The 21,785-nt window shown below is 65.3% G+C and carries 16 protein-coding genes and 1 pseudogene; 10 read left to right on the forward strand and 7 right to left on the reverse strand.

All coding sequences use genetic code 11. The annotated features are described in order from the left end of the window. Positions 1–71: 71 nt before the first annotated feature. Positions 72–428, reverse strand: a complete 357-nt coding sequence (locus IT430_19370; protein MCC6910101.1) for a hypothetical protein — start codon at positions 426–428, stop codon at positions 72–74. A gap of 392 nt (positions 429–820) precedes the next feature. Here IT430_19370 and IT430_19375 point away from each other — a divergent pair, with 392 nt between their 5' ends. The 9 genes from IT430_19375 (at position 821) to IT430_19415 (ending at position 13,890) form a co-directional block, all read left to right on the forward strand. Then, a complete protein-coding gene (locus tag IT430_19375; protein MCC6910102.1) occupies positions 821–2,464 on the forward strand; it encodes a hypothetical protein in 1,644 nt (547 codons plus the stop codon). Positions 2,465–2,497: 33 nt separating this feature from the next. After that, positions 2,498–3,541, forward strand: a complete 1,044-nt coding sequence (locus IT430_19380; GenBank protein MCC6910103.1) for a hypothetical protein — start codon at positions 2,498–2,500, stop codon at positions 3,539–3,541. Between the two features lie 83 nt (positions 3,542–3,624). Further along, a complete protein-coding gene (locus IT430_19385; protein ID MCC6910104.1) occupies positions 3,625–7,290 on the forward strand; it encodes a PSD1 domain-containing protein in 3,666 nt (1,221 codons plus the stop codon). An 8-nt stretch (positions 7,291–7,298) separates the two neighbouring features. After that, entirely contained in the window at positions 7,299–8,753 is a 1,455-nt protein-coding gene (locus IT430_19390; GenBank protein MCC6910105.1) for a DUF1501 domain-containing protein, read from the forward strand. A gap of 39 nt (positions 8,754–8,792) precedes the next feature. Continuing rightward, the gene (rsmH, locus tag IT430_19395) at positions 8,793–9,731 is read left to right on the forward strand and encodes a 16S rRNA (cytosine(1402)-N(4))-methyltransferase RsmH (GenBank protein MCC6910106.1); all 939 of its coding nucleotides are present in this window, start codon (positions 8,793–8,795) and stop codon (positions 9,729–9,731) included. A gap of 102 nt (positions 9,732–9,833) precedes the next feature. Further along, positions 9,834–10,697 (forward strand): LysM peptidoglycan-binding domain-containing protein, encoded by an 864-nt coding sequence (locus IT430_19400; GenBank protein MCC6910107.1) that lies wholly within the window; start codon positions 9,834–9,836, stop codon positions 10,695–10,697. Positions 10,698–10,775: 78 nt separating this feature from the next. Continuing rightward, entirely contained in the window at positions 10,776–11,129 is a 354-nt protein-coding gene (locus IT430_19405; protein ID MCC6910108.1) for a hypothetical protein, read from the forward strand. Positions 11,130–11,143: 14 nt separating this feature from the next. Then, positions 11,144–12,889, forward strand: coding sequence for a penicillin-binding protein 2 (locus IT430_19410; protein MCC6910109.1), 1,746 nt, complete (start codon positions 11,144–11,146; stop codon positions 12,887–12,889). Positions 12,890–13,035: 146 nt separating this feature from the next. Beyond that, entirely contained in the window at positions 13,036–13,890 is an 855-nt protein-coding gene (locus IT430_19415; GenBank protein MCC6910110.1) for a hypothetical protein, read from the forward strand. Between the two features lie 26 nt (positions 13,891–13,916). Here IT430_19415 and IT430_19420 read toward each other — a convergent pair whose 3' ends face one another. The 5 genes from IT430_19420 to IT430_19440 all read right to left on the reverse strand — a co-directional run bounded on the left by IT430_19420 (position 13,917) and on the right by IT430_19440 (position 19,881). Next, positions 13,917–15,563 carry a S8 family serine peptidase gene (locus IT430_19420; GenBank protein ID MCC6910111.1) on the reverse strand — a complete coding sequence of 549 codons (1,647 nt, stop codon included), beginning with the start codon at positions 15,561–15,563 and terminating at the stop codon, positions 13,917–13,919. Positions 15,564–15,827: 264 nt separating this feature from the next. Then, positions 15,828–17,528: an energy-dependent translational throttle protein EttA gene (ettA, locus tag IT430_19425; GenBank protein ID MCC6910112.1), complete on the reverse strand. Its 1,701-nt coding sequence runs from the start codon at positions 17,526–17,528 to the stop codon at positions 15,828–15,830. A 67-nt stretch (positions 17,529–17,595) separates the two neighbouring features. Continuing rightward, entirely contained in the window at positions 17,596–18,255 is a 660-nt protein-coding gene (gene thpR, locus IT430_19430; GenBank protein MCC6910113.1) for an RNA 2',3'-cyclic phosphodiesterase, read from the reverse strand. Positions 18,256–18,303: 48 nt separating this feature from the next. Next, a complete protein-coding gene (locus IT430_19435; GenBank protein ID MCC6910114.1) occupies positions 18,304–18,948 on the reverse strand; it encodes a biliverdin-producing heme oxygenase in 645 nt (214 codons plus the stop codon). Positions 18,949–19,230: 282 nt separating this feature from the next. Further along, a complete protein-coding gene (locus IT430_19440; protein MCC6910115.1) occupies positions 19,231–19,881 on the reverse strand; it encodes a hypothetical protein in 651 nt (216 codons plus the stop codon). A gap of 354 nt (positions 19,882–20,235) precedes the next feature. Here IT430_19440 and IT430_19445 point away from each other — a divergent pair. After that, a pseudogene (locus IT430_19445) lies at positions 20,236–20,400 on the forward strand (prepilin-type N-terminal cleavage/methylation domain-containing protein). A gap of 673 nt (positions 20,401–21,073) precedes the next feature. Here IT430_19445 and IT430_19450 read toward each other — a convergent pair. Next, positions 21,074–21,709, reverse strand: coding sequence for a YbhB/YbcL family Raf kinase inhibitor-like protein (locus IT430_19450; protein MCC6910116.1), 636 nt, complete (start codon positions 21,707–21,709; stop codon positions 21,074–21,076). Between the last annotated feature and the right edge of the window lie 76 nt (positions 21,710–21,785).

The raw sequence follows: 21,785 nt of genomic DNA on the forward strand, positions 1-21,785 counted from the left end.
ATCCGATGAATCCACAGCCGACGCCTGCAGCAACATGCTGCGGGCGTCGCGCTTTGTGCAGCACACTGCAGTCATTGGGTGCGCAGCGGCGGGCCTCCGGGGCTTTCGGGATCGAAGCGAGCCACGGGGCCATATCGCTTGCACTGCGAGATTCCATCCTCGCGCTGCGCTTCGGTCAGAAAAGTCTCGCTGGAGGCAAGCAGCGAGTCGGCGAGCGTCTGCAGATCGAAGTAGAGCCAGCCGCGCGCCGTCTCGAGGCGCTGGTAGCGGTCGTCGATGGGTGAACACTGACGGCAGTCTTCGACCGCCGCGGCGGCGGTTTCTCTGGTGCGGAACATCACGCTCTGAAGCAGCCGATGCCCTTTCGGAGAAAACAGCGTGAAGAAGAACTTGCCTCGGATAGTGGAATAGAGGTGGTAACTGGGCATCCAGAATTACCATACGCCACATGACCACGGCGCGACGGGAGAAACCTAATTTACCTCGGGGGAACACCAGCGGTCGAGACGGCCTGACGCGGATGGCTGCGGCGCAAAGTCCACCGGCATCAGCAGATCCATGATGCGCCACGCCGCCCATCATCCTGACGCATCTTCGATCACACGATCCACCGGACTTCTTCGCCCGCCGACTGCATCCGCCGCGGCGTGTCACTTCCACGAGCCCAGGTTCTCCCCAACGCCGAACGGCGCAGTCTCAGCGTTTCAACCACCGAGGCTTGGCAACCAGCCGATCCTCGCCAGCAGACCGGCCAGGCCCGCCGCGCCGGTAGCCACAGAGCCGCACCACGCCGCCGCGACGGCTCTACGATTGCCGCGACATGCACCTGCCGCCACAACTGGAACGCTCGACCGCGGCGGCTTCGCGCAGCCGCCTGAGGCGCCTGATTGCCGGCGTCACCTGCGCCTGTACGTTCGCCGCAGCGACGATCGCACTGGGCGCATCATCGGATGCAGCCGGGGCGCCGCCGGCACTCTGGCTCCGCCTGGTGGGAAGACTGCATCCGCTGGTGGTTCACTTCCCGATAGCGCTGTTACTCACGGCGGTGATGCTCGAAGTCTTCCGATTGGTGCGCCGCAAGCCGCGACCCTCTCCAACTGCATTGACGTGCCTGGGATTCGGGGTTGCCTTTGCCGCCGCGGCGATCGCCTCCGGACTGGCCAATGAGCAGTTCGAGTCGCACGGCCGAGCCTTGGCGCCGGCCATCGATCGCCACCAGGTGCCCGGCATTGCGGCCGGCGCGATTGGCGGAGCGGCGCTGCTGATTGGGCGCATCAATCTCAAGAGCGCGCGGCGCGGCTGGCGCGCGGCGTACGTCTTGTCGCTGGTGCTCACCGCGGCGGCGATCGGCGTGACCGGACACCTCGGCGGCTCGCTCGTCTACGGCGATGATTATCTCACGAGCCTGCTGCGGCCCGAAGCGCGCGAGCCGGAGACGAGCGATCGCGCGAGCGAGGCTCAAAGAGCCACAGATCCAACGAGCACCGCGCCCGATTCGGCATCCGACCCGGCCGGGGCCGGCGTGTTCTTCAACCCGGATGTCGTCGCGATCACCACCGAGCGATGCGCCGACTGCCACGGCCCGACGAAGCAGCGCGGCGGCTTGCGCCTCGACCACTATGACGGCCTCTTCGGCGAAGACGAGGCGCTCTGGGTCGTGCAGCCGTTCGATCCGGAACGCAGCGAACTCCTCCGCCGCGTTCGACTGCCCGAAGGCGACGACGACGCCATGCCGCCCAAGGGTGAGCGGCTGAGCAGTCAACAGATCGCACTGATCGAGACGTGGATCGCACAAGGCGCACCCGAAGCCGCACCGGCGGCGCCCTCGATCGAACCCCGAGCGGATGAGCAGGTCAGGGCTGACGAAACGCCCGGCGACAGCGCCGATGGCTTCACCGTTCCCGCGCCCACTGACGTACCATGGAATCAGATCATTGCGACCGACCCTGCGCGGCTGGCGGCGGCGCTTGATGCGATCACCAGCCGCGGCGGCGCTGCGACACGCATTCAGCAGGGCAGCGACGCCGTCGATGTGAATCTCAGCGTCGTCGGCGAATCGATTTCGGATGCCGATCTTGATCTGCTCTCTGACTTGCGCGAGACGCTCGTGTGGCTGAATCTGGGCGGCACGTCGATCACTGATGTAGGGTTGGCGAGACTCGCGGCGTTTTCGCAACTTCGCCGGCTGCACCTTGAGCGCACGGCTGTCACCGATGCCGGGCTGGTTTCCATCGCCGCGATCCCCCGGCTGGAGTACCTCAACCTGTACGGCACGACCGTTACCGACGCCGGTCTCGAGTCGCTTGTCGCCTGCACAACACTTCGCGAACTTTACCTGTGGCAGACGAGCGCAACCGCCGAGGGCGTTGCGGCGTTCGCCGCCGCCCGGCCCGACGTCGCGGTTTGGGCACCTTTCAGCAGCACGTCGGACGCAGGCGGCGCAGCGCCCGTGGACAGACCGTGAAGCGTCAACACCTTTCGCGGCAAGGAGCAGCAGATGAAGCAATGGCGTGAGTGTGCGACGAGCCGGCGAGGCCTGCTCAAGTCCGCCGCGGCGGGTGCGGCCGGGCTGCTGGCCGCGCCGTATGTCCGGGCCGCGTGCAAGTCGGGCATGTTCAATCCGATCCTCGGCGAAGGCGAGCACACCTACGAAGCCATCCACGACTGGCTCGTACCGCCAGCCGGTCTCAAGTGGGGCGACACGCACGGCCTGTGCCAGGACAAGGCCGGCCGAATCTACGTTGCGCACACGGTGCACCCCACGAGCGACTCATCCGACGCCGTCGTGGTCTACGACCCCGAGGGCAGGTGCATCACCTCCTGGGGCGCGGCGTTCCGCAACGGGGCGCATGGCCTCGACCTGCGCGAAGAAGACGGCGACGAGTATCTCTATCACTGCGATATCAACCGCCGCCTGGTCGTCAAGACCTCGCTGGGCGGCGAGGTGCTCTGGGAGAAGAGCGTTCCGCTCGAATCGCAGAAGTATGAGTCCGTCAACCAGTGGCGGCCGACCAACGTCGCGTTCGCGCCCAACGGCGACTTCTACGTCGGCGACGGGTACGGTTCGAGTTACATCCATCAGTACAACATCAAGGGCGAATACCTCCGCACCATCGGCTCGCCCGGCAATCAAGCCGGCCAATTGAGTTGCCCGCACGGCCTGTGGGTTGACGGCCGCTCCGCCACGCCGCGCCTGCTTGTGGCCGATCGCGGAAATCGGCGCCTCCAGTACTTCTCTCTCGACGGGCAGCCGCAGGAGATCATCACGCAGGGCATCCGCCAGCCATGCCACTTCAAGACGCGCGGGCAACTGCTGCTCGTTCCAGATCTCGACAGTGTGATCATGATCCTCGACGCGGGCAACAAGGTGGTAGCCCAACTCGGCGATGGATTCCCTTCGAACCTGCGCGGCGCGCCGCGCGAGCAGTTCATCCCCGGAAAGTTCATTCACCCGCACGACGCCATCTGGCTGGCCAACGGCGACATCCTGGTGGCGGAGTGGGTGCCCATCGGCCGCATCACGTTGCTGCGAAAGGTGTAATCGCCACCCTTTTCGCGACATTGCGTCGGAAAACTAGCGGCTTCGAGGCTGCAATGCACTTGAGATCCAGTACACTGTGGCACATGGCTGATGGGAAGCAACGTCGTGCGTTTGCTCCAGGCTGGCAACTGCTGGCCATCGCGGCTGTCGGTGCGGCGTCGCTTGGCGCCATCGCGGTTACGACCGGCAGCGCTGCGCCCTCTGCCGCACTGGTCGATGGGGACGGCGTCGATCCCGCCCGCGATAGCGACCGCGTTGACTTCAACCGCGACATCCGCCCCATCATCTCAAACAACTGCTACGCCTGTCACGGCCCGGATGGCGAAGCGCGTCAGGCCGGTCTGCGCTTTGACCTTCCGTCCGGACCCATCACGCCGAGCAAAGACGGCAAGGTGGCGATCGTGCCCGGGCACCCTGAGCAGAGCGAGATGTACGCTCGCCTCACCGCTGCCGATCCCGACGAGCGCATGCCGCCGGCCGACTCGGGCAAGGCGCTGAGCCCGGCTCAGATCGAACTGATCCGAAAGTGGATCGAACAGGGCGGCCGCTATGAGCAGCACTGGTCGTTTGCGGCACCCGTGCGCCCGCAACTGCCGGCGGTAAGCCGGTCCGACTGGCCGCGCAACGCGATCGACGCGTTCATCTTGAATCGACTCGATGCGGAAGGGCTCGCGCCCTCACCCGAGGCAGAAAAGGCGCGCCTGCTTCGGCGGGTCACGCTTGATCTGACCGGTCTCCCGCCGACGCTGGAAGAACTCGATGCATTCCTTGCCGACGAATCTCCCGATGCCTACGAGCGGGCAGTCGATCGATTGCTTGCCTCGCCGCGCTATGGCGAGCACATGGCCCGCTACTGGCTCGACGCAGCGCGCTACGGCGACACGCACGGCCTGCACCTCGACAACTACCGCGAGATGTGGCGATGGCGCGACTGGGTCATCAGCGCCTTCAACTCCAACAAGCCCTTTGACAAATTCACCATCGAGCAACTCGCCGGCGACCTGCTCCCTGAACCGACGCTCGATCAACTCATCGCCACCGGATTCAACCGCAACCACGTTACGACGAACGAAGGCGGCGCCATCGCCGACGAGTACCTCGTCCATTACGCCATCGACCGGGTGGAAACGACCTCCACCGTCTGGATGGGTCTGACGGCCGGATGCGCAGCCTGCCACGATCACAAGTTCGATCCGATCTCGCAGAAGGAGTTCTACGAGCTTTTCGCGTTCTTCAACAACGTCGATGAAACGGGACTGGATGGAAATCAGAAGGATCCTGCCCCGGTCCTCAAGGCGCCGACACCTCAACAGCAGGCTCGCCTCGATGAGCTGTCCGCCACCGTCGCGGCGCTGGAGGAGAGAATCGCCGCGCCCGACCCAGCCATCGACGCCGCGCAGGCGCAGTGGGAATCGACACTTCGCGAGCAGGTGATCGGCTGGTGGAGCGCCTGGACGCCGGCGCAGTCGATCTCGACGGGCGGCAGTGCGCTGACAGTCCTCGATGATGGTTCCATCCTCGCCGGCGGCGCCAGTCCCACCACGGATGACTACATCCTCATCGGCGATACTGATCTCACTGACATCTGGCTCGTGCGCCTCGAAGCGCTTACGCATCCCTCGCTGCCGTTCGGCGGACCCGGCCGGGCGGAGAACGCCAACTTTGTGCTCAGCGAGTTTGAACTCGTCGCCGTGTCGAAGCGCGATCCGACGCAGTCTCAGCACGTGAAGTTCCGCCGGGCCCTGGCGGACCATTCCCAACTGCAGGGCGGCTTTCCCATAGACAAAGCCATCGACGGCGTCACCGATGACAACTCCGGCTGGGCCGTGGCCGGCTACGAGCGGCGCGAAGATCGCACCGCGGTTTTCCTCGCCGACCAGCCGTTCGGCTACGAAGGCGGCAGCGAACTGCGATTCATTCTGCGGCACGAGACGGCATTCGCCCAACATTCGATCGGCCGCGCGCGCCTGGCGCTGAGCAACTCTGCAGCACTCGCCCAGCGCCTCGACGAGCCGACGCTGTCGAACTGGCATGAAGCCGGGCCCTTCCAGGCCGATGAGCCGACGCAGGAGGCGGCGGTGGCGGCGGTGGCGGCGGTATTTGAACCCGAACTCGACCCGGCAGCCATCGACCTGACCGACACCTACGCGGGCGGCGTGATTCAGTGGATCGAGCGGCCCGAGTACGCGGATGGAGCGATCAACGCGCTGGCGGAGGTCGATTACGCGGCGACGTATCTGCACCGCACGATCACTTCGCCCACCGCGCGCCGCGTGACCGTCTCGCTCGGAAGCGACGACGCTTGCGTTCTCTGGGTGAACGGCCGGAAGGTTTTCGAGCAGTTGATGCCGCGCTCAGCCGCGCCGGACCAGGATCTGGTGCAGGTGCAACTCGAGCCGGGCGTGAATCACATCCTGCTCAAGGTGATCGATTTCGCCGGCGGCTTTGCATTTTACTTCAACCTCCCAGGCGGCGACGATGACTTTCAGGCGACGCTGGCGCTGCAGACGCTGGCGATCGAGCCGGCGCAGCGCACGCCGCAGCAGGCTGAAGCCCTGCGCACCATTTTCCGCAGGCAGTATTCGCGGGCCAGTCGGGCGCTCTTTGACGATCTTGATGGCGCGCGGGCTGAACGCGCCACATACGAGGCGACGATCCCCACGACGCTCATCATGCGAGAGCGCACGGAGCGGCGAGCGACGCACGTGCTCTATCGCGGCAACTACGACCAGCCAAAGGACGCTGTGGAGCCCGGCGTGCCCGCCTGCCTGCCTCCCTTGCCTGCCGATGCGCCGGCGGATCGCCTGGCGCTGGCGCGCTGGCTCGTGAGCCCGCAGCATCCACTCACGGCGCGCGTGACGGTCAATCGCCTCTGGCAGCGCGTCTTCGGCGAAGGACTGGTGCAGACGAGTGAAGATTTCGGCTCGCAGGGCTCTCCCCCCACTCACCCGGAGCTGCTCGACTGGCTGGCGGTCGAGTTCATGCAGTCCGGCTGGGATGTGAAGCACCTGATGCGCCTGATCGTGACCAGCGCGACGTATCGCCAGAATTCGCGCATCACGCCCGAGCAGCTCGCGGCCGATCCGCGCAATCATTTCTACAGTCGCGGGCCGCGCTTTCGCATGGATGCAGAGATGATCCGGGACTTTGCACTGGCCACGAGCGGCCTGTTCGTGGAAGAGATCGGCGGCCCGAGCGTCAAGCCGTATCAGCCCGACGGGCTCTGGGAGGCGGTTGCGTATCCGGACAGTGACACCCGGGCCTTTACGAAGGATGAGGGGCCCGCGCAGTACCGCCGCAGCCTGTACACCTTCTGGAAGCGCACCCAGCCGCCGCCCAACCTGGCCGCGTTCGACGCTCCGACGCGCGAGTCCTGCACCGTTCGCCGCGCGCGGACCAACACGCCGCTGCAGATGCTCGCGTTGATGAACGACCCGCAGTTCGTCGAGGCGTCGCGCGTTTTCGCGGCGCGGATCATGAAGCACGGCGGCACATCGGCGACGGACCGTATCGCCTGGGCGTTTCGCCTGGCGACGGCCAGGGACGCACGCGCAGACGAGATCGCCGCGCTGACGCGGGTCTACGAAGATCAACTGACTGTCTTTACGACCGAACCTGACAGAGCGGCCGCGCTGCTGGGCGTGGGCGATGCGCCGGTTGACGCCGATCTCGATCCATCGCAACTGGCCGCGTGGACGACGGTGGCCAACATTCTCCTTTCGCTCGACGAGGCCATTACCAAGGGTTGAGACCACACATGGATCCGCGACACGAACAGTTGCTGATGATCAACCGCCGACAGTTCTTCGGCCGCGCTGCATCGGGCATCGGCGGAATCGCGCTGGCCTCGCTGCTCAACCCGCGACTTCTTGCCGATACGCCTGGCGCCGCGGGCGGCACGCTCGGCGCGCCGCACTTCGCCCCCACCGCCAAGCGCATCATCTATCTCTTCCAGTCAGGCGCTCCGTCGCAACTCGATCTCTTCGACCATAAACCGAAGATGGCCGAACTCTTCGACGCCGATCTGCCCGACTCGGTGCGCATGGGTCAGCGCATCACGACCATGACCTCCGGCCAGGCTCGCTTTCCAGTCGCGCCGAGCATCTTCCAGTTCAGCAGGCACGGCCAGTCCGGCGCCATCGCGAGCGAACTCATCCCGCACATGGCGTCGATCGTCGATGACATTACCGTCATCCGCTCGCTGCACACCGAAGCCATCAACCACGACCCCGCGATCACCTTTATCCAGACCGGCGCCCAGCAGCCCGGCCGGCCCAGCATGGGCGCGTGGCTCAGTTACGGCCTGGGAACGGAGAATCAGAACCTGCCCGCCTTTGTCGTGCTCATCTCCGAAGGCAGCGCCGTACGGCCGTCGCAGGCGCTTTTCTCGCGCCTCTGGGGAACCGGCTTCCTGCCCTCCGAGCACCAGGGCGTGCAGTTCCGCTCGAGCGGCGATCCGGTGCTCTATCTGAGCAATCCGCCGGGCATCGACGGGCAGTCGCGCCGCTCCATGCTCGACGCGCTGGCCCGACTCAACCTGAAACAGCACGAAGAGTTCGGCGATCCCGAAACGCTCGCGCGCATCGCCGCCGCCGAACTCGCCTACCGCATGCAGACCTCCACGCCGGAACTGACCGACCTCTCCGACGAACCCGATGAGACCTTTCACCTCTACGGGCAAGATGCCCGCACGCCGGGCACCTACGCCGCCAACTGCGTGCTCGCCCGCCGCATGGCCGAGCGCGGCGTGCGCTTCATCCAGTTGTACCACCGGGGCTGGGACCAGCACGACAACCTGCCGCGCGACATCCGGCTGCAGTGCAAGGACGTGGACCAGGCCTCCGCCGCACTCGTCAAGGACCTCAAGCGGCGCGGCATGCTCGACGACACGCTCGTGATCTGGGGCGGGGAGTTCGGCCGCACCATCTACTGCCAGGGCGAACTGAGCCAATCCAACTACGGCCGCGACCACCACCCTCGCTGCTTCACCGTCTGGATGGCCGGCGGCGGCATCAAGGCCGGCCTGACCTATGGCACGACCGACGACTTCTCCTACAACATCATCGACAAGCCCGTTCACGTCCACGACCTCAACGCCACGATCCTGCGCTGCATGGGCATCGACCACGAACGCCTCACCTACCGCTTCCAGGGCCGCGACTTCCGCCTCACCGACGTGCACGGCAAGGTCGTGCGCGACCTCCTCGCCTGAGCGTGCGGGGTTGCGCCTCTTCATCCCTATCATGCGCCCGTGTCCGAAGAGCGCATCAACCACGTTCCGGTCCTGCTCAGCGAAGTGCTGAGGGTGCTGAGCCCGCAGCCGGGCGAGACGCTGGTGGACCTCACCATCGGGCGGGGCGGCCACAGTGAAGCGATCGCGCGGCTGCTGGGGGCCGGCGGCCGCGTGATCGGCTTCGACCTCGATCCGGCAAACGCCGCGTTTTCGCGCGAGCGCATCGGCGCGTCGGGCTGCCCCGTTCAGACGCAACATGCCAGTTTCGTCGATGCCCCGGTCATCCTGGCCGCGGCTGGAGGGCTGGTCGCGGACATGGTCCTGGCCGATCTTGGCTTCTCCTCCAGCCAGATGGACGATCCCGCTCGCGGCTTTTCGTTTCGCGCCGACGGCCCGCTGGACATGCGGCTGGATCCGACCGCCGCCGTCACCGCCTCGGACCTGGTCAACCACGCATCCGAACGTGAACTGGCGGATCTGATCTACCGCTACGGCGAGGAGCCGCTGTCGCGAAAAATCGCCCGCGAGATTGTCGTGATTCGAGGCGACCATCCGATAGAAAGCACGTTGCACCTTGCCGAAGTGGTGCGCAAGGCGTACGGGCCGCGTGCCCGACAATCCCGAATGCACCCGGCGACGAAGACGTTCATGGCCCTGCGGATTGCCGTGAACGACGAACTTGGCCGCCTCGAATCGCTGTGGGATGAACTCGAGCGCACCATCGACGCAGCCCGCGGGGGCGGTGGGTGGCTCCGTGTCGGAGCCCGTCTCGCTTTCATCAGCTTTCATTCACTGGAGGATCGCATCATCAAGCATCGAATGGCGGCGCTGACCAAGCGCGGCCTCGCCGAACGAATCACCCGCAAGCCGATCATCGCGACCGAGGAGGAAACGGAACTGAATCCTCGAGCCAGGTCGGCTAAACTGCGAGCCATTCGAATCGCCCCGATGACCTGATGGATTGACGGCACGTCAGCCCGGTTCGGAGTGCTCCGGGGAACCACGCGGAAGGAATCCACGACGACGCAAGACGCTCGGCATGGAGTTGGCTCAGCGCACATGACACGCGAAAACAAACTGGCTTTGATCGTTGGATTCAGTCTCCTGCTCGTGGTGGCGGTGCTGCTGGCCGACCACCTCTCGCCAGCCCAGCAGGATCGGCTGGCCACGCTCGACCCACCCGTCGGCGACGGCCCCACCATCAATCTCCCCGCCGGGCAGGGGGCGCATCGGCAGTTCGGCCGCGCCGAGAACGACGAGCCGCTCAGCCCCGATCGCCGCACCATCCTGATCGACCCACCCACCACGGCGATGAACACCGACCTGAATGCCAGCGATGCGGGCAGCGGCGGCGACGATGCCATCGCCCGCATCAGCGAGTTCGAACGCGACTCGCTCGTTGGACCGGGCTTCGGCAGCCAGATCAGCCGCGAGAGCGAACAACCGGAAGCGATCCAGATGGGCGCCCCCGTCCTGCCCCCAGGCAGCGAGCTGCAGCAGCCAGTCGATCGTGGCGACGCCACGCCCTACACCGTTCGCGATCGCGACACGCTTTACGGCCTGTGCAAGAAGTTCTACGGCGACGGTTCGCTCTACGACAAGCTCGCCCGCTTCAACAGCGACATCGTCCCGGCCAACAGCCGACTCCGCACCGGCATGACGCTTTGGATTCCTTCCCGTAGCGCGCTCGACGGTCGCGCTGAACCTGCACTGGAGCGGGCGACCCAACCGGTTGCCGAATCCACGACCACCGTCAAGACGATCAACTACACGATCAAAGAGAACGACCGGCTGTGGGATCTCGCGGCGCACTACCTGGGTAAGGGACACCGCTACAAGGAGATCGTCGCGCTCAACCGTGACGTGATCACCAACGAAAACGTCCTGCCGATCGGCAAGACGATTCGTATTCCGGTGCGATAACACAGCGGACGTTGCAGGCCCGCAAAAGCCGCCGCGCACATTCATCGCGCGGCAAGTCGCTGGACGATGTAAAGGCGAATGGCAATCGTCGCCAAACTTGCCGCGTGCGTGGTCATCGCCGGCGGCACGTCGTGCGGCCTGCTGGTCATCCGCCAGCATCGCATCGACGCCGCCAACCAGATGTCCATCACCCACCGCCGCCTGCTTGCCCACGAGCAGCGCTCGTGGAAACTGCGAGTGGCGATTCACGAGCGGCTGAGGCAGGACCGCGTCGCCGCGCTCGCCGCGGCGCTCGAAAGCGAGACGGGCGAGCCCCTCGTGCCCCTTCTGCTTGAAGAGTGCGACCTCGTCGAACTCGACACCGGCCGAACCGCCCCCGCCAGCGCGGCCTCGCAGCCGGATGTCTCGCCGCTGGTCGCTCAGACCCCCTGAAGAGCCCAGACCCGATGACCATGAACCACGAGCACGACTCGCAACGGCGGCGCTTCGGCCTGGCGCTCAACCTCCTGCTCGGCTGTCTCACACTCGCGTTCGCGGCGGTGCTGGGCCGGGTGACGCAGTTGCAGATGCTGCCCAGTCGCAATCTCCTCGAGCACGCGCCGCCGACGAGTTCGATCCGCCCGGAGATGGCCAACCGCGGCGACGTGCTCGACCGCCGGGGCCGCGTACTGGCCACGAGTTGCGTAGGCTATCGCCTCTTCGTCGATCCTCAGGAAGTCCAGGATCCGTACACCATCGGCATCGACATCGCCCGTCTGCTCGGCCGCGACCCGGTGGCGCTGGACGCCAAGGTGAACGAGCGGCTCGACAAGCGCTATGCCGTACTCATCGACCTGCTCACCGACGCAGAAGTGGAGGCGATCCAGACCGCGAACCTGAAGGGTGTCGGTCTTGAGCCCGTGCTGGTTCGCCACCGGCCGTACGGCGATCTCGCCGCGCCGCTCATCGGCAAGGTCGGCACGGGACACATCGGTCTGACCGGTATCGAAGCGATCTTCAACGAAACGCTGACCGGCGCGCCGGGTCGTCTGCGCTACCTTCGCGATGTGCGGCGGCGGGCGATGTGGGTCGACGCCGACGGCCACGAGCCCGCCAGCGACGGCCACACGGTGCGCCTCACGATCGACGTCGAGATGCAGCGCATCGTTGAAGAGGAGATCCGCGCCGGGGTCGAATCCGTCAATGCCGCCGGCGGCCGGGCGGTCGTGTTCGATCCGCACAGCGGCGAAATCCTGGCGCTGACCGACATCCTCCGCGACCGGCCGGGCTACGGCCCCTTTACTGATGATCCGCTGCGCAAGGCCGATCTGAGCATGGGTCGGATGCGCTGCGTCACCGACCCCTATGAGCCGGGCTCGACGTTCAAGTCCTTCGTCTGGACTCGCGCAACCGAACTGGGCCTCGTCGAACTTGATGAAGTCTTCAACACGCACAACGGCGCGTACCGCACCGACTTCGGCCGCATCATCCACGACGCCTATCCCTATCCCGAACTCTCGTGGGAAGGCGTGATGATCAAGTCGAGCAACATCGGCATGGCCCAGGTCGCCATGCGCCTGACGCATCGGCAGTTGCAGCAGTGCGTGAGCGACTTCGGCTTCGGCCGGCCGACCGGTAGCGGACTGCCCGCAGAGACCGCCGGGATCGTCACGGCACCGGCCAAGTGGACGAAATACACGCAGACCAGCGTGGCGATGGGGCACGAAATCGCCGTCACGCCGCTGCAGATGGTTCGGGCCTTCTCGGCCTTCTGCCGCGACGGCTCCATGCCGCCCATCCAGTTCGTCGTGGCGGCCGAAAACGTGCCCATCACCCCCTACGTCACGCAGCAGCCGATGCTGGAATCCACCGCGCTGACGGCGCGCCGCACGATGCGCAAGGTCATGACCGACGGCAGCGGCCGCAAGGCCAACGAAGTGGCGCACTACCGCATGTTCGGCAAGTCGGGCACGGCTGAACTTCCCAAGCCCGGCGGCTATCACAAGAACCGCTACGTCATCAGCTTCATCGCCGGCGCCCCCTTGGACAATCCGCGCCTCGTCGTGCTGTGCGTCATCGAAGACCCCGACCGCAGCCTGGGCCACTTCGGCGGCGCGATCTGCGGCCCGATCGCGGCGACGATGATGAACCGCTGCCTCGAATACCTCGGCGTGCCCAGCGATCTCGCGCTGGACGAACCGGCTCGCGACTGACGGCGAAGCGGCCTGCCAGGGTTATTCTGGAGGTTGCGGAACCAGATTGCCAGATCAGGTCAGTTTCCCTGCCTGCTCGCCCCGCCGATCTGGTATCCTTGGCCAGAGAGGGAAATCCGGAACACAACCGGTGAAGGAGGCGCACCATGATCCGCCAGACGACCGCACTTCTGGTCCTCGCTTCCTGCTGCGCCGCACCGGCGCTGGCCCAGCCCTGGTGCCTGACGACGTCGTTCGAGAGTAATAGCGCCTGGGCCGGCAACATGTTCGACATCGAACCCAGGCGCGATCTCGATCTGACGCGATGGCAGATCAATACCTCCGGCACCGATCTCGTCACCGTGGAGATCTACTGGCGCGAGGGGAGTTATCTCGGCTACGAAAATGATCCGTCTGCTTGGACGCTGCTGGGCAGCGCGACCACCCAGGGCCAGGGGCGCGACTACCCCACGAGCGTCAACGTCGGGAATCTGCTGGTATACGAAGGTCGCACCTACGGCATCTACGTTCACTTGGCGTCGTATTCGTACGACGTTCAGAGCCTCCGCTGGGTGCGCGGCGAGCCGACTGTCTTCGAGAACAATGATCTCAAACTCACAACCGGCGTCGGCATGCGCTTTCCGGCGTTCACGGGAGAGCCGTTCGAGAACAACATGTGGAGCGGCACGGTGTGCTACGAAGATCCGCGGCCGCACATCGAGGTCGATGGATTCTGTCCCGGTCGATTGGCTCTCACGTGGGACCGCTGCGCGCCTGACCGGTGGGCGGGTGTGTGTTACGCGCGCAATCGTGGCACGTTCATCATTCCCGGCCCGTGTTCAGGCACGCAACTCGATCTCGGCACTGACCATCTGCAACTGGTGCGGTCGTTCGACACCGGACCTCAAGGCGAAGGCCGGCTGTTCATTCGCGTGCCGCCGGAGGAGTGCGGCGGCTACGTGCAGATCATCGTCATTGGCAGCCCGTGTGAGACGAGCAACGTCGTGCAGTTGCCGCAGTAGTCGCGCCCCGCTTCAGTCGCTCCAGCTCACGGGAACTGATGCACCACGTGGTTCGACGTGCGGCAGGCGCTGGGCTGCACGGCTTGAAGGTGAATGGCGCGACCTGACGCGGCGGCCGGGACGAACCGGCTCATCTCCGCGAGCCCATTGCCATCCGCCACCACTGAGCCGGCGATGATCGGCTGGCTCAGTTCGAGCTGCACGCCCGGACAATTCGGCACATTCGCCGACCCGGCGCTGAACGAGTACACGAAGTAGATTCGCGCGCCGGGATCGGCGGCGGTCGCGCTGAGGGTGTTGTTCGCACCGGCGGTGCCGGGCACGGGAGCGCCAACCTGGAGCAGGTTCAGCGCACGATACGCGTCGATGATTCCAAAGCCGTGGACGTAAAGCGGATCGAACGTGCCGTTGGCGATGAAGTAGTCGCCCGATGCGAACAGCGCCTCGCGCAACTGGTCCACCGACCAGTTCGGCCTCGCGCTGGTGAGGCAGGCCACCACGCCGGCGATCTGCGGCGTCGAGACCGAAGTGCCCGCCGACTCGGAGTAACTTGTATCGCTGTCGGGTGACACGCTGATGACCTGCGTGCCGCGCGCCAGCACTTCGGGCTTGTTGCGCCCGTCGGCGGTCGGGCCGTCGGATGAAAAACCCGCGATCTCGCCCGTCGGCTCGACAGCGCCGCAGGTGATGACCTGGAACGCATCCGCCGGCGCGCCGAGGTGCGACGTGGCGGGATTCTGATCGTGGCCCGAGTTGCCCGCGGCGTTGCAGCAGTGCACGCCGTTGGCCGTGGCCATGTTCACGCCGATCGTGCACACCGCGGTCTGCCCGTCGAGGTCTTCCTGCGTGTACCAGTCGATGTAGATGAGAGAAGCCGTGGCCATGTCGCCGCCGTTGGCTTCGATGAACTCAAGCCCGGCGACGTAGTAATCCTCTTCGACCGGCGTCTCACTCGTGATGTCCTCGGTCTTGCAGAGGATGAACGACGCGTCGTACGCAGCGCCGACGTACTCGCCCGGCAGGTAGGCGCCGAGCGTGCCGAGGATGATCGTGCCGTGCGTGTGCTGATCCGGATGATCGCCGCCCTCGGGCGCCGTGTTGGGATCATCATTCACGAAGTCGTATTCGGCGATGACCTGCAGCGGATGATTCGGATCGTTGAACGCATCATGCGTGCGGCGAAAGCCGGTATCGAGAACGCCGATGCGGATTCCCTGGCCGGTGTACCCGGCTTCGTGGAGTTGAATGAGGTTGATCTGCGTGAGTTGTTCCTCCGAGCGCCCGTAGAACCCGGCCGTGCGCTGCCCCTGCCCTGCTTCGCCCAGGGGATTGATCTCCGGCAGCGGCTCGATGCGCCGCGATCGCGCCACCGGCTGCGTGCGCTCGACGAACGGCAGTTGGCTGATCGCCGCGAGTTGCTCCGCGGTCGCTTCGACGCTCACCGCGTTGACCCATCTGGAGGTGACGCGGACGCGCGCGCCCGTCGCCTTCACCGCCTGCACGTACGAATCCACGACGGGCAGATCGCTCTCGTCGAACAGGCCGGGCAGCGTTCTCCGGGCCCGCCGCCGAGAGATCGTGTGCGGGTCGGCGGCCGACTCGACAGCCGCCAGCGCCGACTGCAACGCGGCCGGTGATTCGATTCCCTTGTCGGCAAAGAGAACCCACTGCACTGATGTCGATGTCTCAACAGCGGCGATCGGCGCAGACGTTTGACCGGGGCAATTCAGAGCGCAATGACACGCAGCGACGGCGGCGAGCAGGCAATGGCACAGACGCATTCGGATCTCCCTCCCGAGGTGGCGCATCGGCGCACCGGATCACGGACGACACTATCCATAATTCTAATCGACTTTCGCTGAATTGACAAGAAAACCAGCCGGAACCAGCGCCGAAAGCGACTCTTCACTTCTCCCCGCCGCTCCTGGCCGGTCCGATTACGTCGCCCGCGTCAGCCGGCGGTACTTGATCCGATGCGGCTGGTCGGCGTCGGCGCCCATGCGGCGGTGGTAGTCCGCCTCGTAGGCGGTGTAGTTGCCGTCGAACCAGTGCACCTCGCTGTCGCCTTCGAACGCGAGGATGTGCGTGGCGATGCGGTCTAGGAACCAGCGGTCGTGGCTGATGACCACCGCGCAGCCGGCAAACGACTCGAGCGCCTCTTCGAGCGCGCGAAGCGTGTTCACGTCGAGATCGTTCGTCGGCTCATCGAGCAGGATGACGTTGGCGCCGCTCTTGAGCATTCGCGCGAGATGCACGCGATTCCGCTCGCCGCCGGAAAGGCTGTCCACGCGCTTCTGCTGATCCTGGCCCGTGAAGCCGAAGCGGGCGACGTAGGCGCGGCTGTTGACGGTGAGCGATCCGAGTTTGAGTTCATCGTCGCCGTCGCTGATCGCTTCCCAGACGTTCTTTCCCGCGGGCAGCGAATCGCGGCTCTGCTCGACGTAGGCAAGCTTGACGCTCGGCCCGATGCGGATCGAGCCGCCGTCGGGCTTCTCGCTGCCGGTGATCATGCGAAAGAGCGTGGTCTTGCCCGCCCCGTTGGGTCCGATGATGCCGACGATCCCGCCGGGCGGCAGCGAGAACGAGAGATCGTCGATGAGCAGCCGGTCGCCGTAGGCCTTGGTCAGGTGATCGGCCTCGATGACCAGATTGCCCAGGCGCGGCCCCGGCGGAATGAAAATCTCGATCTGGCTGGCGCGTTCCTTCACATCCTCGCTGAGCATCGACTCGTAGCGGCTCACGCGCGCTTTGCTCCGCGCCTGGCGGCCCTGCGGGCTCTTGCGCACCCAGTCGAGTTCTCGCTTCAGCGCCTTCTGGCGGTTGCTTTCCTGCTTCTCTTCCACCGCCAGCCGCGCCTGCTTCTGCTCGAGCCAGGAGGAGTAATTGCCTTTCCAGGGAATGCCCTCGCCCCGATCCAGTTCGAGGATCCACCCTGCCACGTTGTCGAGAAAGTATCGATCGTGCGTGACGGCGATGACGGTGCCTTCGTAACGCCGCAGGTGTTGTTCGAGCCAGCCCACGCTCTCGGCGTCGAGGTGGTTCGTCGGTTCGTCGAGCAGGAGAATGTCGGGCTTGCGCAGCAGCAGTCGCACGAGCGCCACGCGTCGCTTCTCGCCGCCGGAGAGCACGCTCACGGGCGACTCGGGCGGCGGGCACCGCAGCGCGTCCATCGCCATTTCGAGTTGCTTGTCGATGTCCCACGCGTTGAGATGATCGATGCGCTCCTGAACCTCCCCCTGCCTGGCGAGCAGCCGATCCATCTCATCCGGATCGAGATCTTCGCCAAAGCGGTCGCTGATGCGCTCGAACTCGGCGAGCAGATCGAGGCTCTCTTTCGCGCCTTGCCGCACCACGTCGATGACCGTGCCCGTCTCATCGACCAGCGGCTCCTGCTCGAGATGGCCGATGGTGTACCCCGGAGCCGCGGCGACCTGGCCGTCGAAGCTGGTGTCGACCCCCGCAAGAATGCGCAGCAGCGAACTCTTTCCCGAGCCGTTCAGACCGAGAACGCCGATCTTCGCGCCGTAGAAGTAGGACAGGTAGATGTCCTTGAGCACCTGCTTGCGGTCGTAACTCTTGCTCACGCCGATCATCGAGTAGATGATCTTTTCGGATTCGGCTTTCGAGGAAGACGCCATTGATTTACCCGTGCGGTTGGAGATGCGTGCAGCGGCAATGGTAGCGACGCCGCTGCCGCGCGCAAAGTCACTGCGTGACGAGCGGCCACCTGGCGACGCTCTGATGCGCTGCGCCCTGCGGGCGCAACACGCTCTTGACGAGGTGGAACTCGCGCACATTAAAGGCTCCGGGCATGGCGGCTCGCTCGCCGAACCCGCGCCAGGCCGGACGCTGCAGGGGCTCGCCGCCGCCGCCCCACTTGAACCGCGCCAGCGTCAGGTGCGGCCAGAAACGCTCGCCGGGCTCCTGCCGCGCCGGTCGGGCAAAGCGCTGCGCCAGCCGCCGCTGCAGTTCGAGCAGATCCGCGGGACCATCGGTTTCCATGGCGATCAGCCGCGGTCGCCCGCGCCGGGTGCTGCGCGGCAGCGTGATGATCTCGCGCGGCGTCAGCACGAACCCGCCCAATCCCTTCTTGGCCCGATCGATGCTTTCAATCGTCTCGCTCAGCGCCCGCGGGGGCACGTTGCCCAGGAAGTGCACCGTCAGATGCACCTGCTCGGCCGGGACGAACTGCGCGCCGGCCCCCTCGTATGCGGCCGCGTGCTCGTCGAGGTGGTCGCGCGCCACGCGGAGCATCTGCTCGGCGATCTCCGGCGGCGGATAGATCGCCACAAACAGCCGCAGCCCCTTGCCGCTGCCGCGGCGCGTGCTGCGCCGGCGCCGGGATGGATCACGCGGCTCGGCCATGGCGTGAATGATAGTGACGCCCACTCGTTTCGATCGCGCGGCGGCAACTCAGAGCGAAATCGCAGTGTGCTGCTCGTCGCTGATCTCGCCGATGGCCTGGAACATCCGATCGGCCCCAGCGAGAATCGCCGACGCTTCGTCTTCGGAGAACGAAACGGCGTTGACGCGGCTGCGGAACGCCGCCCAGGTCGGGCGCTGCTCTTCGCCGTATGGGTCGAGATACGACAGCCCGTTGGCGGTTTCAACGCCCCAGGCCCGCTGCAGCGCCTTGGCGATGAAGCGGTTGCCGTTCATGCTGCCTTCGAGCACGTACAGTGCGCCGATGAGCGCCAGATCGCCGGTATCGCTCCATCGCCCGAGTTCATCGAGCAGTGCCGCGGTGGCCGGCAGCGGCGCGACCGCGTGTGGCTCGAGGCCGAGAGCGACCAGGTCTTGGCGGAGATTCTCCGAATGCCGGGCCAGCGACTGCCAGGCGACGGCGAACGCCGCATGACCGCCGCGCTCCAGTTGCGCATCGAGGCACGACTCGAGACAATCATGAACCAGCAGCAACTGGCCCATGTAGGCGGCGAAAGCGGCGCGCGGCAAGGTGCCGGCGCCGAGTTGTTTCTGCAGCGGGCGCGATTCCGCCTGCTTGTGCAGTTCGGCGGTGCCGCTCCGCAGCCGGTCCATAATGCCTGCTTGCGCGTTCATCAACGCTCCTTTTCAGTCGGACAGCGCCGCGCCAGCGGCGCCGACGTATCAGCCGGACGCCTCAGCGAGCCCGAGCACCACAGCCCCGGCCACAGCCAGCCAGACCAGCCCCTTGATAAAGAAGAACAGAAAACTCACTGTGGCCAGTCGACCAATCCACTTGGAAGAACTCATCAGCGGCCTTTCGACGCTTTCGTCGGCTGAAACGGCTCCACCTGCGGATGGTAGGACCGGACCCGCCCCATCCACAGGTGAAGCCGCTGAATTACAAGGTGTGCCGGGTCAGTTGAGTACGAGTTGCGGACCGTCGTAAAGCACATTCTCTGACGAGCCTATCCGCAGAATCTGCCGCTCGTTGGCAAAGTCGCAGTCGGACGTGATCACGAAGTTGATGCGCCGCGTGCGAGCCCACGACTGAAGGATGTTCTGCGGGATGTTGCGGGGGATCTGGAAGGTGATCGTCGAGCCGGGACCGTTGGCGGCCCGGCTGTCGTCGCCCACGATCCGGTTGTTCTCGCCCCCGACGGGATGCGGCCCCACGCCGAAGACAAACGTGCTCTCATCAAACGAGTCGGAGAGCAGGCGGAGGTAGACGTCGTTGGTGGTGGGATCGTAGTTCGTGTCGGGCGCGACGGTGATGGTCACGGTGGCGCCGTTCCAGCGGTAGTTGCCGGGCACATCGCTCAGATCCCAAGAGGCAAAGCCGTAGGAGAAGTAGTCCTGCGAAAAGAGCGAACCGGGATATCCCGTCGGATTGAGTTCGTGTGTGCCATCGCCCCAGACGCGAATGACGGGGTCGCTGCCGGGGTTGGCCGAGTGCCGGTAGACCCAGACATCATCGGTGGCGATGCCGACGTTGAACTGCGCCACGGCCGCAGAGGACGCCACGGCGAGCGTAAGGGCGGCCGAGCAGAATACGAGCGGACGATTCATAGCGGATCTCCCAATCTGGCGCCGCACTGCGGCAAGCCGGTCACAGCCCCCGGCTCATCGCGAACGGGGCTCGTGAGGCGCGGCGTGACGCGGTTCGGCGGACGGCGAAACGGTGAGTCTGCCGCCGGTTGCGACGAGCGCTACGATTGTTGAGACTCAATCTCAATAGTCAACGCAATCTCTCCGGATCAGGGAAACCACCCCGAGAATGCTACGTAACATATGTAATTAAAGATACTTATGGAATCAGACCGAAGTGGACCGCCATATCAGGGATTTGACCCCGTTGCCGGGATTCTGCCGATGAGTACGATGTGTTCTCAATTACAGCCGCGATCTCGAAAGGAGTTCGTCATGGCTGCAAAGGCTAATCTCACTCGGCCGCCTCGATCCCTCCCGCAACGAATCGCCGTCGGCTTTACGCTGATCGAACTGCTCGTGGTCATCAGCATCATCGCCCTGCTCGTCGGTCTGCTCTTGCCGGCGCTTTCGCGCGCCCGCACCACGGCCCGTTCGCTCAATGGCATCGCCGCCATCCGGCAGTTGCAGATGGCCTACTACGTCTACGCCGACGACTTCAAGGGTAATCTCCTGCCGGGTTACGGCGACTCGTTCGTGGCGTATGACCGCGAGCATCGCCGCCTCACCCCGCCGGTGTCGAACCGCTATCCCTGGCGCCTCATCAAGTACCTAGACTGGAACTGGAAGAGCCTCTACTACGACCGCGAGCCCGCCACCGACACCTACGAGCGCAGCGTCTTCCCGCGCTTCGGGCTCAACAGCCGCTTCCTCGGCGGCGACACGCGGTACTACGGCTTTGACGGCAACGCCACGCATCGCTGGGGGCCGTTCTACGCTCGCAGGATCGAAGACTGCCGCACGCCTGATCGCATGATCGTCTTCACCGACTCGGTGTACAGCGCGCAGGGTCAGCGCTTCGATCCTGTCAACGGCGACGGCTATTTCGAAATCCACTCGCCCTTCTTCACCGAACGCGAGTGGGACCTGGATGATCCTGTCTCGGCTGCCGACGTCGGCTACGTCGCGGCACGATGGGCCGGCAAGGTCAGCGTCACCTTCATGGACAACCACAGCGAATCGCGCACGCTCGAGAGTCTCGATGACATGCGCCTCTGGGCGCCGCTGGCCCGCACGAAGGATTACCTCATCACCGACGGCCTGCGCTAAAGCTCTAACGCCTCTGGCGCAACTTCGGATTCAGCGTGTATTTCCCCACGATTTCGGCCTCGGCGAGTACGTGCCCCTGCATCGCCTTGAGCACGTCGGGCCCGCCGAAGCCGTCTTCCACTTCAAGCCGAGCGACATCGAGCGCGAAGAGTTTGAAGTGATAGTGATGCATCCGCTCGTCATTCCACGGCGGCGCCGGGCCGTCGTAGCCGCGGTAGGCTCCGCCCATCTGCTCGTCTCCGGCGAACCAGTCGGTGTAGTTCGTCACACCCTGCCGTGAGCCCGCCGGCCCCTTCGGGTTCTTCTTGCCGCCCGGCGTCACGCCGTCGCTGCTGGCACCGGCGGCGATGCCGCGGCAACTGGTCGGAATATCTATCACGATCCAGTGATAGAAGTCGGTGCGGGGCAGCGTTGCCGGAACGCTTCGCCCTTCTTTGTTCACGTCCGTGCCGACGCTGGGCACATCAGGATCGACGCAAAGAAGAACGAGCGACCTCGCCCCGCTGGGCACGTCGCTCCAGGAGAGTTTCGGGTTGCGGTTGGGACCCAGCGCGACGTGGCTCTTGCTGTCGGGCACGCAGAAGGCGAATTCATCGGGCATCGCCTGCATGTGGGTGAACGATTCGCTGGTGATCTTCATGGCCGATCCTCTCCAACTGAAAAGCGCAGCGGGTTCTCTTTCGAGCGTACCCGCTGCACTGCAAAGGTAAAGAGGT

It is taken from the genome of Phycisphaerales bacterium (assembly GCA_020852515.1).
GTDB lineage: Bacteria > Planctomycetota > Phycisphaerae > Phycisphaerales > UBA5793 > UBA5793.